Origin of the sequence: Quatrionicoccus australiensis (genome assembly GCF_020510525.1) — a bacterium.
Lineage (GTDB): Bacteria > Pseudomonadota > Gammaproteobacteria > Burkholderiales > Rhodocyclaceae > Azonexus > Azonexus australiensis_B.
On record NZ_CP075188.1, the window covers coordinates 74,005 to 86,406 of the forward strand.

Below are 12,402 nucleotides of genomic sequence, written 5' to 3' on the forward strand. Positions count from 1 at the left end.
AGGGCAGGCAGGCAAGGAAAGGCCGCTCAGCCGGCCAGCGTACGGTGGCGGACGAGGACGCGGGCCTGCCGGGCAAACTGGCGGCCCAGCCATTCGGCGATGTAGACCGAACGATGCTGGCCGCCGGTGCAGCCGATGGCCACGGTCAGGTAATTGCGGTTGTCGCGGATGTAGGCGGGCAGCCAGTTGCTGACGAAGCGGCTGATGTCGTCGCGCATGCGGCGGACTTCCGTTTCGCCCTCGAGAAAGTCGATGACCGGCTGGTCACGCCCGGTGAGCGGGCGCAGTTCGGTGTCGTAATGCGGGTTGGGCAGGCAGCGCACGTCGAAGACGAGATCGGCATCAAGGGGCAGGCCGTGCTTGAAACCGAAGGATTCGAACATCAGGGTCAGGCCCTGGCCGGGTTCGGCTTCGATGAACTGGCGCACCCATTCGCGCAGGGCATTGGCTTTCAGGCCGCTGGTGTCGATGCGGTGACCGAGATCGGAAATCGGCGTCAGCATGTCGCGCTCGGCGCGGATCGCTTCTTCCAGCGTCTGGTCGGCGGTGGCCAGCGGATGACGGCGGCGCGATTCGGAGTAGCGCTTGAGCAGCGTCTCCTGATTGGCGTGCAGGAACAGGAAATTGTGGCGCGTTCCGCTTTCGGTCAGCTTTTGCAGCTTTTCCGGCAGAAGTTCGATGCCATGCCCGGAGCGGGCATCGATGGCAACCGCCACCTTGGCGATCTGTTCTTCCTTGAGCATGCCGACCAAGACCGTCAGCATCGACACCGGCAGGTTGTCGACGCAGTAGTAGCCGGCATCTTCGAGCAGGTGCAGGGCGACCGACTTGCCGGAGCCGGAAAGGCCGCTGATGAGAATGAGTTCCATCAGCCAGAGCATAATCAACGCGGCGCGGCCCGGCAACCCGCGGCATAATAGAAATAAACAAGGAGATGCTCATGCCCCCGACCCTTCCCCTGCTCGAATTGCCCTTTCTTGCCGAGTTGACCGCCCAGCGGCGCGACATCCACGCCCATCCGGAGCTGGCCTTCGACGAGAATCGGACCTCCGAACTGGTCGCCCGCGAACTCGAACGTTACGGCCTGCTAGTGCATCGCGGCATCGCCAGGACCGGCGTCGTCGGCGTATTGCGCGCCGGTACATCGGCCAGGATGATCGGCCTGCGTGCCGACATGGACGCACTGCCGCTCTGCGAACTCAACGAGTTTCCGCATCATTCGAAACACCAGGGCAAGATGCACGCCTGCGGCCACGACGGGCATACCGCGATGCTGCTCGGCGCGGCGCGCTATCTCGCAGCAAATCCCGACTTTGACGGCACCGCCGTGTTCATCTTCCAGCCGGCCGAGGAGTCGGAAGGCGGGGCTGCGGTGATGATCGAGGACGGCCTGTTCGAGCGTTTTCCGGTCGAGGCGGTGTTCGGCCTGCACAACTGGCCGGGCATTCCGGTCGGCGAGATGATGGCGATGCCGGGCCCGGTGATGGCCGGTACCTGTGCCTTCGAGATTTTCGTGCGCGGGCACGGTTGCCATGCCGCGATGCCGCATCAGGGGGTCGACTCCATCGTCGCCGGCGCGCAACTGGTGCAGGCGCTGCAGACCGTGGTCAGCCGCACGCTGCATCCCTGCGAGTCGGCCGTGGTCAGCGTCACGCAATTCCATGCCGGCGAGGCCTGGAACATCATTCCGGAAGAGGTGGTCCTGCGTGGCACCATCCGCAGTTTCAAGCCCGAGGTGCAGGAGGGTGTCGAGCGCGCCATCGAGCGCTTGTGCAGCGGCATTGCCGCAGCCAACGGCGCGCAGATCTCGGTGCATTTCGATCATCGCTATCCGCCGACGGTCAACAGTCCGGCCGAGGCAAAATTCTGTCAGGACGTTGCCCGATCTGTGTTTGGACAAGAGCGTGTGCTCACTGACATCCTGCCATCGATGGGTGCCGAGGACTTCGCTTACATGCTGCGCGAAAAGCCGGGCTGCTACGTCTGGCTCGGCAACGGGCCGGGCACCGGTGGCTGCACGCTGCACAATCCGCACTACGATTTCAACGACGAACTGCTGACGCTCGGGGTCAGCTACTGGGTGCGCCTGGTGCAACAGGCCATGCCCAAGGCCTGAAAACATGCATCCGGCGAAGGTCGACCGGTGCCGGCTCGGTCAACTGACCGATTTGCCCAATATTGGTCCGGCCTGCGCCGCCGATCTGCGCCTGATCGGCATCGCTGCGCCGGCTGATCTTGCCGGGCGCGACCCCTACGCCATGTATGCGCAGCTTTGCGCCGTGACCGGGCACCGACACGACCCTTGCGTGATCGATGTCTTCATCTCGATCACGCGCTTCATGGCCGGCGAAGCGGCGCAGCCCTGGTGGGCATACAGCGCCGAGCGCAAGCGCCGCTTGGCTTCCGGTTAAACCCGGAAGCGGGCAACCGACTGGCCGAGGGCGCCCGAGACGTTTTTCAGGCGGCCGGCCGAGCCGACCACGTCGCGCATTGCCCGGTCGTTCTGCTCGATCAAAGCCTGCACCTGTTCGACATGCGACAGGATGGCTCGTTCGGTCTGACTTTCGACATCAATCGCCTGCGAAATGCGTTGCACGACCTGGCTGACTTCGAGCGAGCTGGCGTTCATGCGATTGAAGGCCTCGCGCGCCTGATGCGACAGTTCGACGCTATGGCCGACCTGCAGCAATCCTGATTCCATGCCTTCGACGGCGCGCTGGGTGCCGTTGCGGATGCGGTCGACCATGGCGGAAATTTCGGCGGTCGATTGCGTCGTGCGCTCGGCCAGCTTGCGCACCTCATCGGCCACCACGGCAAAGCCGCGCCCCTGTTCGCCGGCGCGGGCGGCTTCAATGGCGGCATTGAGGGCGAGCAGGTTGGTCTGGCTGGCAATTTCGGAAATGACGCCGAGAATCGAGTTGATCTGCACCGACTGGGCGCCGAGTTCCTGGATATGGCTGGCGGTCGCGCGTACCGACTCGGCCATCGCTTCGGTTTCGAGCGCTGTTTTACCGGCCAGGGCGGCACCGCTGTCCGAGATGCTGCCCGATTCGGCAACGATGCGCTCGGCTTCGCTGACGGCGCTCATTACGTCGTGCAGGCTGCCGGTCAGGTTTTCTGTATTGCCGACCATGGCGCTGGCCAGTTGCAGTTGTTGCGTACTGCCGGCGGCGACCAGATCGGTGGCATCGGCGACCTGGCGGGCGGTCTGGTCTACATCACGGGCGTGGCCGGACAGGGTGCCGACCAGCTGGCGCAGGTGTTCCTGCATGGCGGCGAGGGCGGCGAGCAGGCTGTCGCGGTCGTTGCCCAGCAGGCTGATCGGCTGGGTCAGGTCGCCGGTTGCCACGGCATTGGCTACCTGGCGGGCGTAAGCCGGCTCGCCCCCGAGTTCGCGGCGGACATAGGCGAGCGTCGTGACGACGCTGCCGATACCGATCGCCACGGCGAGCAGGGCAAGGCCGAGGATGATTTTCTGCTCGCGTTCGATCTGGCTGGTGACTTCGCTGCGATGGGTTTCGGTGAGCTTCTGCAGCGTCTCGATATCATCGAGCAGGGCTTTCTTGAGGGCGCGCCAGGCTGGCGTTTCCTTACTGTTGATCAGGGTTTTGGCTTCGTCAAGACGCCCACTCCTGAGCGCTTCCATGACCACTTTCTGGGCATCGGCCTGGGCGCTGGCGAGTGGTTCCAGACGGCTCACCGAACTGGCGAAGCCGTCGACGGTGGCGGCGGCCCGGCTGGCCGTATCGCGCGCCGCGGCGAAATCCTTGCGCGCCTTTTCGAGATTTTCGAAGGCTTTCGGATTGGCCGGGTCGAGCACGATATTGCGCAATGCCTGACCCATCTGCAGGCCTTGCGCATACATTTCGCGGTAACCCTGATTGAGGCTGCCGACCCCGTCGAGAAAGGCCCCGAACTGGGTGGAGGAGGAGCGCAGGCCGCCGTAGGCGACGACAATGGCAGTGATGAAGGCGGCCATGATCAGTGTCATGCCGAGCAGCAGCCGGTTACGGAAACTCATGGCAAAACCCCTTTGTGGATTAGGATTTTATTATACTTATTTGGCAAGTTTTGGCGCAGATTGCTGATGTTTGATATTTTTGTTGTTTCAGGTTAGTCCCGTTTGCCTCGCAACAAGCGGCACAGGGCTTGGCGCTGGCAATCACAAAAGGTAGGCGCTGCACGCGCGTCCAGCCAGCACCCTGGCCGCCGCGAGCAGTTGGGCGCCGTGGCAGATTGCGGCAATCGGCTTGTTGGTATTGGCAAAATGCTGCACGGCGGCGATCACCTGCGGGTTGAGGCGCAGGTATTCCGGGGCGCGGCCACCGGGAATGACCAGCGCGTCGTAGTCCTCGACCCTGATTTCGTCGAAGCTGGCATTGAGCGTGAAGTTGTGGCCCGGCTTCTCGGAATAGGTCTGGTCGCCCTCGAAGTCGTGGATCGCGGTGCGCACCTGCTGGCCGGCTTTTTTGCCCGGGCAGACGGCGTGGACCGTATGGCCGACCATCAGTAGCGCCTGGAAGGGCACCATGGTTTCGTAGTCTTCGGTGTAGTCACCGGTGAGCATGAGGATTTTCTGCGCTGCCATGTTTGTCTCCTTGTGATTGATATTGCGGCAAGGGACATTCTCGGCATATCGCCGGACAGCGGGTAGCAGCCGGTTGCTACCGGCATGCAAAGCTCAGGCGGCGCTTAGCCAGCCGTCTTCGAGTTGCAGCGCGCCGACCAGCAGCAGCTCGCGCTCGAGGCGCTCGCACAGCAGGTCTTCCGGCAGGTCGAGGTAGCGTTGGTTCACGTCGACGGCAAAGGGCAGGCCGAGGATGAAGCCGGCAAAATCCGCCTCGCGCAGGCGGCGTTTCTCCATCATCGCGAAGGAGGTAATGACCTTGATCGCATGCCAGGCCAGTTTGTCGATGCTGGCGGCGAAGCTGTCGAGGCGGCGGAAAGCGCGCTCGAAAGCGAGGTCGACCGTTGCGAACGGGCTGCCGTGGCCGGGAATGACGATGTCGATCGGCAGGCGGGCGAGCATTTCCAGCGTCGCCCGCGTGCTGGCGATACCGTCGGCCTCGCCGAGCAGTTCCGGGAAGATGACGCCGAAGCCGTTTTCCCAGAGCGCATCGCCGGAGATCAGGATGCGCCGTTCCGGGTTGTAGTAGGCGAGCGCTTCCATGTCGTGGCCGGGCACGGCCAGCGCTTGCCAGTTCAGGCCGCCCATGGCGAACCGGTCGCCCGGTGCGAGCAGGCTGTCGTGCTGGAAGCGGCCGCCTTGCTGCCCGAGCGGCGAGAGGAGCAGGGCGTTTTCGTCCCAGTCGGCAATCACCGCATGCAAGCCGGCCGGCACGACGATTTCGCAGCCATGGGCAACTTGCAGCGCCGCGTTGCCGCCGATGTGGTCGGAGTGCGAGTGGGTATTTATCAGTTTTTTCAGGCGTCGACCGGCCAGCGCCTGCCCGACCAGTTCGACCGTCTGCGCCGCATGCGTGACATAGCCGCTGTCGACCAGCGTCGCTTCCGGCCCGTCAAAACACAGGATGTTGTTGGCCGACAGCCAGCCGCGCTCGAGGACGAGCAGCGAGTCCGGCAGGCCGGGCTTCATGCCGGCGTATCCGGAGCGTGGTCGGCGGGAGAGGGGGTATCTACCGGCGAACTGCCGGCCGCATCGCTTTGCGGTTCGCCCAGCGGTGGCCGGCCGCAGCCCAGGCAGTAGCCGGAATCGGGGTCGAGCTCGCAGATGCCGACGCAGGGGTAGAGGTCTTCCAGGTTATCCATGGGATTTCGTTGGGCAATGGTTGGTAGCGGCACCGGCTTGCTCGCGGCGGCGGGCGACGGCGGCCAGAATCAGCGCGCGACCGGCATCGTCGCTGCGCGACCAGCACGTGATTTCGTCGATGGTGCGGTGGCAGCCCAGACAGAGGCCGCTCTGCGCATCCATCTTGCAGAGGTTGATACAGGGGGAAGCAAGCATCAGATCAGGATGTAACGGTGTTGCCGGTCGCGCACTTTTTCCAGGGCTGCCAGGGCGTCCTGGCGCGGAATCCGGACGAGCATGGCTATGTGCTGACGCCGGTCGCGGCTGATTAGTTCCGGAAAACTGAGCGTTTGCGCCGAGATGTCGTCGCCCGGTGTCTTTTGCACGACTCCCAGCCGGTCGACCGTAATGTTGACCGGACGCAGGAAGAGCGCGGTTTCCGGCGTGCGCAGGAAGTCGCAGAGTGAATCGACGAGATGTTCGGGCATCAGCAGCTCGGTATTCTGGCGCAGGCGGAAATCGAGTTCGGCCAGGTGCCGGGTGTGCGATTCAGCCAGGTGCTGCTCCATGCTCTTGCCCTGGGCGGCGAACTGCGCGTGCTCGACCGAAGCATCGCTGCGCAGGCTCTGCCGTTCGCGGCGTAGCGCATCGACGTGGGCATTGAAGGAATGGAGCAGGCTTTCCAGCGCCTTGGTACGCAGGCGTTCCCGGGTCAGTTCGGGATCGCTGCCCGGCTCGACCAGGGTCTGGTCGGAAAAATAGAGGATTTCCTGCGCCACGTCGTTGCGAATGATGTCGCCCTGCTGCGCCATGCCGAACTGTTTTTTCTGTTGCCGGCGGGCGGCCAGCATGGCGAAAAAATGTTCTTCGGCAAAGGAATCCGGCTGCTCGAGAAAATCCTGCAGCTTGTGGCAACGGCCGAGCATCTCGTCGATGTCCCCCGCCGTTGCGAACAGCGCATGGATCAGCGGGTCGGCACCGAAGGCGCGGCGGTCGATGTCGATCGGGCCGGGCAGTGCCGCAACCAGCCCGGCGCAATAGCCGAGTGCATGCTCGACGGCGGGGGCAAGCTGGCGTTCGAGGTTGGGCATGGCGCGCAGCAAGGGATCGACCATGCCGATGACGTGGTCGAGGGCGGCCTGCAGCCTGGCATCGGGCGGGGGAGACGGCTTCAGTAAATCAGCAACGGCAGAAAAAAAGCTCACTCGGCATTCTTGGCGCAGATGGCCCGGCCGGCCTTGGCACCGTTCGGGCGATTGATGGTGCTGGAAATCCAGTCACCGACAGCCGCCAGTGTAGCGAGATTGATGCCGGTTTCAATGCCCAGGCTGCTTAATAAATAGACAACGTCTTCCGTTGCGACATTGCCGGAGGCACCTTTGGCGTAGGGACAACCACCCAGCCCGGCCAGCGAGCTGTCGAAAGTCGCCATGCCGAGCTGCAGCGAGGCGTAAATATTGGCAATCGCCATGCCGTAGGTGTCGTGGTAGTGCCCGGCGAGGTGCTCGACCGGAATTTTGCGCGCACAGGCCTCGATCATGCGGCTGACACTGGCCGGGTTGCCGACGCCGATGGTATCGCCCAGCGACACTTCGTAGCAGCCCATGTCGAACAGGGTGCGGGCAACGCTGGCCGCCTGCTCGGGTGCGATGTCGCCCTCGTAGGGGCAGCCGACGACGCAGGAAACATAGCCGCGGACGCGGATTTCCAGGGCGCTGGCCGCAGAAACGATGGGTTCAAAGCGTTTCAGGCTCTCGGAAATCGAGCAATTGATGTTTTTCCGGGAAAAACTCTCGGAGGCGGCGCCAAAAATGGCGACTTCCGTAGCCCCCGCCTGCACGGCCGCATCGAAACCCTGCAAATTAGGCGTCAAAACCGGGTAGACCGTACCGGGCCGGCGGCGGATGCCCTGCATCACTGCCGTGTTGTCGCCCATCTGCGGCACCCATTTCGGCGACACGAAGGAAGTCGCCTCGATGACCGGCAGCCCGGCCTCGGCGAGACGCTCGATCAGCTCGATCTTGATTTCGGTCGGGACGACCTGCTTTTCATTCTGCAGCCCGTCGCGCGGGCCGACTTCGACGATTTTGACTTTGCCGGGGAGATTCATGGATGGACCTCTTGTATTCCCTCCCCTTCAAGGGGAGGGCCAGGGTGGGGATGGGGTGTGGCAAGTACGGCCATGATGCTTTCGATGACTGCTTCCGTTTCCTGAAAAACCTGATTGTTCCAAAAACGAAGCACCCGAAAGCCTGCTACTTGAAGGAAGCGCGTTCGCTCATTGTCTGCACTAGCTGTTTCCGCATGTTGCCCCCCATCAAGTTCGATGACCAGCTTTCGTTCCAGGCAGACAAAATCGAGAACATAGTTGCTGAAAGGATGTTGGCGGCGAAACTTCACGCCAAGCTGTTTATCGCGCAGGAATTGCCAGAGAAAGCGCTCGGCGTCAGTTGCTTCTTTCCGGAGTTCCTGAGGAATCCGGTTTTCTTGCAACCACGTGTTGTCTTGTCCTTGCATTCTCTGCCCCATCCCCCACCCGGCCTCCCCCTTGAAGGGGGAGGGGCTTAGTTTGTCTCGAATTCGACCAGTGCCGCGCCATCGCTGACCTGTTCGCCGGCCGCATAGCAGAAGGCCTTGACGGTGCCGGTGGCGGGGGCGGTGATGGTGTGTTCCATTTTCATCGCTTCCAGGATCAGCAGCGGCGTGCCTTTTTCCACCTTCTGGCCGGCCTGGGCGAGCAGGGCGACGACCTTGCCCGGCATCGGTGCGGTCAGGCCGCCACCGTGACTGTCGCCGGCATCGACGCGGTGCAACGGGTCATCACGCAGAAGTGAGTACGTGCTTCCATTGAGAAACACGGCGCGTTTTCCATCCACGCCAACGACGCTGGCGATCAGGCGGCGGTCGTCGAGCTCGACGGCAAAACGGTCGCCATCCAGTTTCTTGCCACGCGCCTGTGTCGTTTCACCATGCAGCGTGATCCGCCAGTGATCGTCCTGATAACGGACATGCGCGTCGATCAGCGTTTCGCCATCGCGGAAGCTGATCGTGCGCGCCGAGCTCAGGTTCATGCGCCAGCCATCGCGGGCGTGCCAGGGCGAGAACGGGTCGCCGCTGCTGTTGGCGGCCTGTTTGGCGACATGCTGTTCCCAGAGCAGTTCACCGACTGTGGCCACCAGCAGCGCATCGCGCGGCACGGCCTGGGCAGCGGGGAAGAGGAATTCCTTCTGGCGTTCGATCAGGCCGGTGTCGAGGTCGGCGCCGGCAAAGGCCGGGCAGGCGACGAGGCGGGACAGGAAGTCGATATTGGTGGTGACGCCGGCGACGCGGTAGTCGGCCAGGGCCTTGCGCATGCGGGCCAGCGCGGCATCGCGGTTTTCATCCCAGACGATCAGCTTGGCGATCATCGGATCGTAGAAGGGCGTGATCTCGTCGCCTTCCTCGACGCCGGTATCGACCCGGACGTTGATCGATTCGGCGGGCGGCGTCAGGCGGATCAGCCGGCCGGTCGAGGGCAGGAAGCCCTTGTTCGCATCCTCGGCGTAGATGCGCGCTTCCAGCGCGTGGCCGCGGATCTGCAGCTGGTTTTGCGCGAGTGGCAGCGGTTGACCGCTGGCGATGCGCAATTGCCATTCGACAAGGTCCTGGCCGGTGATCATCTCGGTGACCGGATGTTCGACCTGCAGGCGGGTGTTCATTTCCATGAAGTAGAACGAACCATCCTGGTTGGCGATGAACTCGACCGTGCCGGCGCCGACGTAAGCAACCGCCCTGGCTGCGGCAACCGCTGCTTCGCCCATCTCGCGGCGGCGTTCCTCGCTCATGCCGGGGGCGGGCGCTTCTTCCAGCACCTTCTGGTGGCGGCGCTGCACCGAGCAGTCGCGCTCGAACAGGTAAACGCAGTTGCCGAGGCTGTCGGCGAAGACCTGGATTTCGATGTGGCGCGGCTTGGTGATGTATTTCTCGATCAGCACGTGGTCGTTGCCGAAGCTGGAAATCGCCTCGCGCTTGCAGGAGGCCAGCGCATCGGGGAAATCGGCCGACTGCTCGACCAGGCGCATGCCCTTGCCGCCGCCGCCGGCCGCTGCCTTGATCAGCACCGGGTAACCGATCTGGTCGGCTTCCTTGTGCAGCAGTGCTGGCGTCTGGTCATCGCCGTGGTAACCCGGCGTCAGCGGTACATTCGCCTTGCCCATCAGCTTCTTGGCTTCGGACTTCGAGCCCATGGCACGGATCGCCGAGGCCGGCGGGCCGATGAAGGCGATGCCGGCCGCGGCCAGCGCGTCGGCAAAATCAGCATTCTCGGAAAGGAAGCCGTAGCCGGGGTGGACCGCCTGGGCGCCGGTGCGCCGGCAGGCGTCGATGATCTTCTCGGCGACCAGGTAGGACTCGCGGGCGGCGGCCGGGCCGAGCAGCACGGCTTCGTCGGCGAGGCGGACATGGCGGGCATTGGCATCGGCCTCGGAATAGACGGCGACGGTGCGGATGCCGAGGCGGCGGGCGGTTTTAATTACCCGGCAAGCTATTTCTCCGCGGTTGGCGATGAGGATCTTGTTGAACATGGCTTATTCCCCTATCCAGGCAGGCGAACGTTTATCAAGGAAGGCGGCGATGCCTTCGCGGGCTTCCGGCGTGGCGCGCAGGTGGGCGATGCGGTGGGCGGTTTCCTCGACCAGGGTCTCGTTGACCGGCTGGCCGGCGACGGCGCGGATCAGGTCCTTGGCCGCAGCTTGGGCGAGCGGGCCGCCCTGGAGCAGCGAGTCGGCGATTTCCCCGATCTTGGCATCGAGTTGTTCCACGTCTACGCATTCATGCACCAGGCCGATTTCGCGGGCGCGTTCGGCGCTGATGCGCTCAGCCGACTGGAAGTAGCGCGTCGCCTGACGGGCGCCGATGGCGCGCAGCACGTAGGGCGAAATGGCCGAGGGGATGATGCCGAACTTCACTTCCGAGGTGGCAAACACCGCCTTTGTCGCGGCGACGGCGATGTCGCAGGCGGCCGCCAGGCCCATGCCGCCGCCGAGTGCGGCGCCCTGGACGCGGGCGATGGTCGGCTTTTTCATCTCGGCCAGCGTGCGCAGCATGCGGGCCAGGGCCCGCGCGTCGTTGAGATTGTCATCGAGCCCGTTGTTGGCGGCGCGCTTCATCCAGTTCAGGTCGGCCCCGGCCGAAAAGCTTTTGCCGCGTCCGGCGAGGACGACGACGCGGACGTCCTTGTCCTCATCGAGGGCGATGCAGGCGGCGGTGAGTTCGGCAATCAGGAGTTCGTCGAAGGCGTTGTGCAGGTCGGGCCGGTTCATCCAGATCGTGGCGACCGGGCCGGTGAGTTCGATTTCCAGGGCTTGGAAGGGCATGGTTTGTCTCGTTTTGTTGTTTGGGTTTTGTTTAGGTGGTGGGGGTGTGCTTGGTCTCGACTACGGTGGGTGTAGCGCTTGTTTTACGTTGGGGTTCCGCCTTGCGGGCGGGCGTACTTTCTTCTTGCTTCGCCAAGAAGAAAGTAGCCAAAGAAGAAGGCGACCCCCGGGTCGGCGCCGGGCGTTGCCCGGTCCCTTGCGCTACTCGGCTAGCCGGGCGGCTTGCTAAACTCGCCTGCGGCTCAGACAGACGCAAGCCGAAACCCCCGGCCAGCCTGCGTTGCTCAGCGCCTCCCAGGGGGACCCGAAAGGCGTCGCCGCCGAACCAGTGGAGATGGTTTTGGGTTGTTTTCAGCGGTCGACCGCTAAAAAATGAGGTTTTTCCTTTTTCCAGGGCAGAGCCGTTGCTCCGAGACGCCTTGCGGGGTCCCCCTGAGAGGCGCTGAGCAACGCAGAAAGCGGCGGAAAGAGGGCGAGGACTGTCTGAGGCCCGCAGGGCCGAGTTCCGCAGCCCCCGCCGATTTCGAGTAGCGCAAGGGACCCGCGCAGCGGGCGCCGACCCGGGGGTCGCCTTTTCTTTGGCTACTTTCTTTTGGCGAAGCAAAAGAAAGTACGCCCGCCCGCAAGGCGGAACCCCAAGCTCATTCAACGGAACCCCAACGCCAAATAAGTGAGATCTCATTTAAAAGAAGCCCCCTCCCGAATCAGCCCCGCCATCGGCTGCCCGTCCAGCGCCGCAATCAAACTCGCCTGATTAACCGCCGGCTGATTCTGGCTGACCTTCCACTTGCCGATCAGGCGCTCAATGACGATCTCGATCCCGACAATCGCCCCAAGCATCTTCTCGATGTAATCAGCCGGTGCATCACCAACCGCCCAGGGCTTGGCCAACCCGGCCTCATGCTCAACGGTCAGCGCCGTCAATTGCGCCAAAAGCCAGTCGGCGTCGTCGACCAGTTGCAGGCGGCCATAGGCATGCACGGCGCAGTAGTTCCAGGTCGGCACGACCTTGCCGTGTTCGGCCTTGGTCGCGTAGCCGGATGGGCTGATGTAGCACTCGTCGCCCTGGAAAATCACCAGAATTTCGCTGTCGACCGTCTGGCGCGCCAGCGGATTGGCGCGCGCGACATGGCCACGCAGCGTGCCGTGCGGGCCGGCTTCCGTATCGAGCAGCAGCGGCACATGATTGGCCTCCAGCCCGTCGGGTCCGTGCGTGACGATGGTGGCGAGCGGGAAGGCGCGCATCAGGTCATGCAGGCGGGCCGGGTCGCTGACTGCGAAGTGCTTGGGCAGGTACAT

14 protein-coding genes are annotated in these 12,402 nt (G+C 63.7%); 2 read left to right on the forward strand and 12 right to left on the reverse strand.

Translation table 11 applies throughout. From position 1 onward, the window contains the following. Positions 1 to 26: 26 nt before the first annotated feature. Positions 27 to 869, reverse strand: a complete 843-nt coding sequence (rapZ, locus tag KI612_RS00330) for an RNase adapter RapZ (RefSeq protein WP_226441839.1) — start codon at positions 867 to 869, stop codon at positions 27 to 29. A 71-nt stretch (positions 870 to 940) separates the two neighbouring features. On the opposite strand from rapZ, the gene KI612_RS00335 reads away from it, so the two are divergent. Continuing rightward, positions 941 to 2,116: a M20 aminoacylase family protein gene (locus KI612_RS00335; RefSeq protein ID WP_226441840.1), complete on the forward strand. Its 1,176-nt coding sequence runs from the start codon at positions 941 to 943 to the stop codon at positions 2,114 to 2,116. Between the two features lie 4 nt (positions 2,117 to 2,120). Beyond that, positions 2,121 to 2,411 (forward strand): helix-hairpin-helix domain-containing protein, encoded by a 291-nt coding sequence (locus tag KI612_RS00340; RefSeq protein ID WP_226441841.1) that lies wholly within the window; start codon positions 2,121 to 2,123, stop codon positions 2,409 to 2,411. Here KI612_RS00340 and KI612_RS00345 read toward each other — a convergent pair. From KI612_RS00345 to KI612_RS00395, 11 genes are all read right to left on the reverse strand, one after another. Beyond that, positions 2,408 to 4,021, reverse strand: a complete 1,614-nt coding sequence (locus tag KI612_RS00345; RefSeq protein ID WP_226441842.1) for a methyl-accepting chemotaxis protein — start codon at positions 4,019 to 4,021, stop codon at positions 2,408 to 2,410. The genes KI612_RS00340 and KI612_RS00345 overlap by 4 nt on opposite strands. Before the next feature lie 141 nt (positions 4,022 to 4,162). Then, complete coding sequence (locus tag KI612_RS00350) at positions 4,163 to 4,588, reverse strand: DJ-1/PfpI family protein (protein WP_319002967.1); 426 nt, start codon at positions 4,586 to 4,588, stop codon at positions 4,163 to 4,165. Between the two features lie 93 nt (positions 4,589 to 4,681). After that, positions 4,682 to 5,596: an MBL fold metallo-hydrolase gene (locus KI612_RS00355; RefSeq protein WP_226441843.1), complete on the reverse strand. Its 915-nt coding sequence runs from the start codon at positions 5,594 to 5,596 to the stop codon at positions 4,682 to 4,684. Further along, positions 5,593 to 5,769, reverse strand: a complete 177-nt coding sequence (locus KI612_RS00360; RefSeq protein ID WP_226441844.1) for a DUF1289 domain-containing protein — start codon at positions 5,767 to 5,769, stop codon at positions 5,593 to 5,595. The genes KI612_RS00355 and KI612_RS00360 overlap by 4 nt, the downstream gene beginning before the upstream one ends. Beyond that, positions 5,762 to 5,965 (reverse strand): DUF1289 domain-containing protein, encoded by a 204-nt coding sequence (locus KI612_RS00365; protein WP_404818068.1) that lies wholly within the window; start codon positions 5,963 to 5,965, stop codon positions 5,762 to 5,764. The genes KI612_RS00360 and KI612_RS00365 overlap by 8 nt, the downstream gene beginning before the upstream one ends. Next, the gene (locus tag KI612_RS00370; RefSeq protein WP_226441845.1) at positions 5,965 to 6,954 is read right to left on the reverse strand and encodes a hypothetical protein; all 990 of its coding nucleotides are present in this window, start codon (positions 6,952 to 6,954) and stop codon (positions 5,965 to 5,967) included. The genes KI612_RS00365 and KI612_RS00370 overlap by 1 nt, the downstream gene beginning before the upstream one ends. Then, a complete protein-coding gene (locus KI612_RS00375; RefSeq protein WP_226441846.1) occupies positions 6,951 to 7,859 on the reverse strand; it encodes a hydroxymethylglutaryl-CoA lyase in 909 nt (302 codons plus the stop codon). The genes KI612_RS00370 and KI612_RS00375 overlap by 4 nt, the downstream gene beginning before the upstream one ends. Next, positions 7,856 to 8,266, reverse strand: a complete 411-nt coding sequence (locus tag KI612_RS00380; protein WP_226441847.1) for an endonuclease domain-containing protein — start codon at positions 8,264 to 8,266, stop codon at positions 7,856 to 7,858. Before KI612_RS00380 ends, KI612_RS00375 begins: the two co-directional genes overlap by 4 nt. Positions 8,267 to 8,313: 47 nt before the next feature. Further along, positions 8,314 to 10,311 (reverse strand): acetyl/propionyl/methylcrotonyl-CoA carboxylase subunit alpha, encoded by a 1,998-nt coding sequence (locus tag KI612_RS00385; RefSeq protein ID WP_226441848.1) that lies wholly within the window; start codon positions 10,309 to 10,311, stop codon positions 8,314 to 8,316. Between the two features lie 3 nt (positions 10,312 to 10,314). Further along, the gene (locus KI612_RS00390) at positions 10,315 to 11,103 is read right to left on the reverse strand and encodes an enoyl-CoA hydratase/isomerase family protein (protein WP_226441849.1); all 789 of its coding nucleotides are present in this window, start codon (positions 11,101 to 11,103) and stop codon (positions 10,315 to 10,317) included. A gap of 678 nt (positions 11,104 to 11,781) precedes the next feature. Beyond that, positions 11,782 to 12,402, reverse strand: a complete 621-nt coding sequence (locus KI612_RS00395) for an FMN-binding negative transcriptional regulator (protein ID WP_226441850.1) — start codon at positions 12,400 to 12,402, stop codon at positions 11,782 to 11,784.

Coding starts and splice junctions, on each gene's coding strand:
- rapZ (WP_226441839.1), bottom strand. CDS start 869: ATGGAACTCATTCTCATCAGCGGCCTTTCCGGCTCCGGCAAGTCGGTC.
- KI612_RS00335 (WP_226441840.1), top strand. CDS start 941: ATGCCCCCGACCCTTCCCCTGCTCGAATTGCCCTTTCTTGCCGAGTTG.
- KI612_RS00340 (WP_226441841.1), top strand. CDS start 2,121: ATGCATCCGGCGAAGGTCGACCGGTGCCGGCTCGGTCAACTGACCGAT.
- KI612_RS00345 (WP_226441842.1), bottom strand. CDS start 4,021: ATGAGTTTCCGTAACCGGCTGCTGCTCGGCATGACACTGATCATGGCC.
- KI612_RS00350 (WP_319002967.1), bottom strand. CDS start 4,588: ATGGCAGCGCAGAAAATCCTCATGCTCACCGGTGACTACACCGAAGAC.
- KI612_RS00355 (WP_226441843.1), bottom strand. CDS start 5,596: ATGAAGCCCGGCCTGCCGGACTCGCTGCTCGTCCTCGAGCGCGGCTGG.
- KI612_RS00360 (WP_226441844.1), bottom strand. CDS start 5,769: ATGGATAACCTGGAAGACCTCTACCCCTGCGTCGGCATCTGCGAGCTC.
- KI612_RS00365 (WP_404818068.1), bottom strand. CDS start 5,965: ATGCTTGCTTCCCCCTGTATCAACCTCTGCAAGATGGATGCGCAGAGC.
- KI612_RS00375 (WP_226441846.1), bottom strand. CDS start 7,859: ATGAATCTCCCCGGCAAAGTCAAAATCGTCGAAGTCGGCCCGCGCGAC.
- KI612_RS00380 (WP_226441847.1), bottom strand. CDS start 8,266: ATGCAAGGACAAGACAACACGTGGTTGCAAGAAAACCGGATTCCTCAG.
- KI612_RS00385 (WP_226441848.1), bottom strand. CDS start 10,311: ATGTTCAACAAGATCCTCATCGCCAACCGCGGAGAAATAGCTTGCCGG.
- KI612_RS00390 (WP_226441849.1), bottom strand. CDS start 11,103: ATGCCCTTCCAAGCCCTGGAAATCGAACTCACCGGCCCGGTCGCCACG.
- KI612_RS00395 (WP_226441850.1), bottom strand. CDS start 12,402: ATGTACCTGCCCAAGCACTTCGCAGTCAGCGACCCGGCCCGCCTGCAT.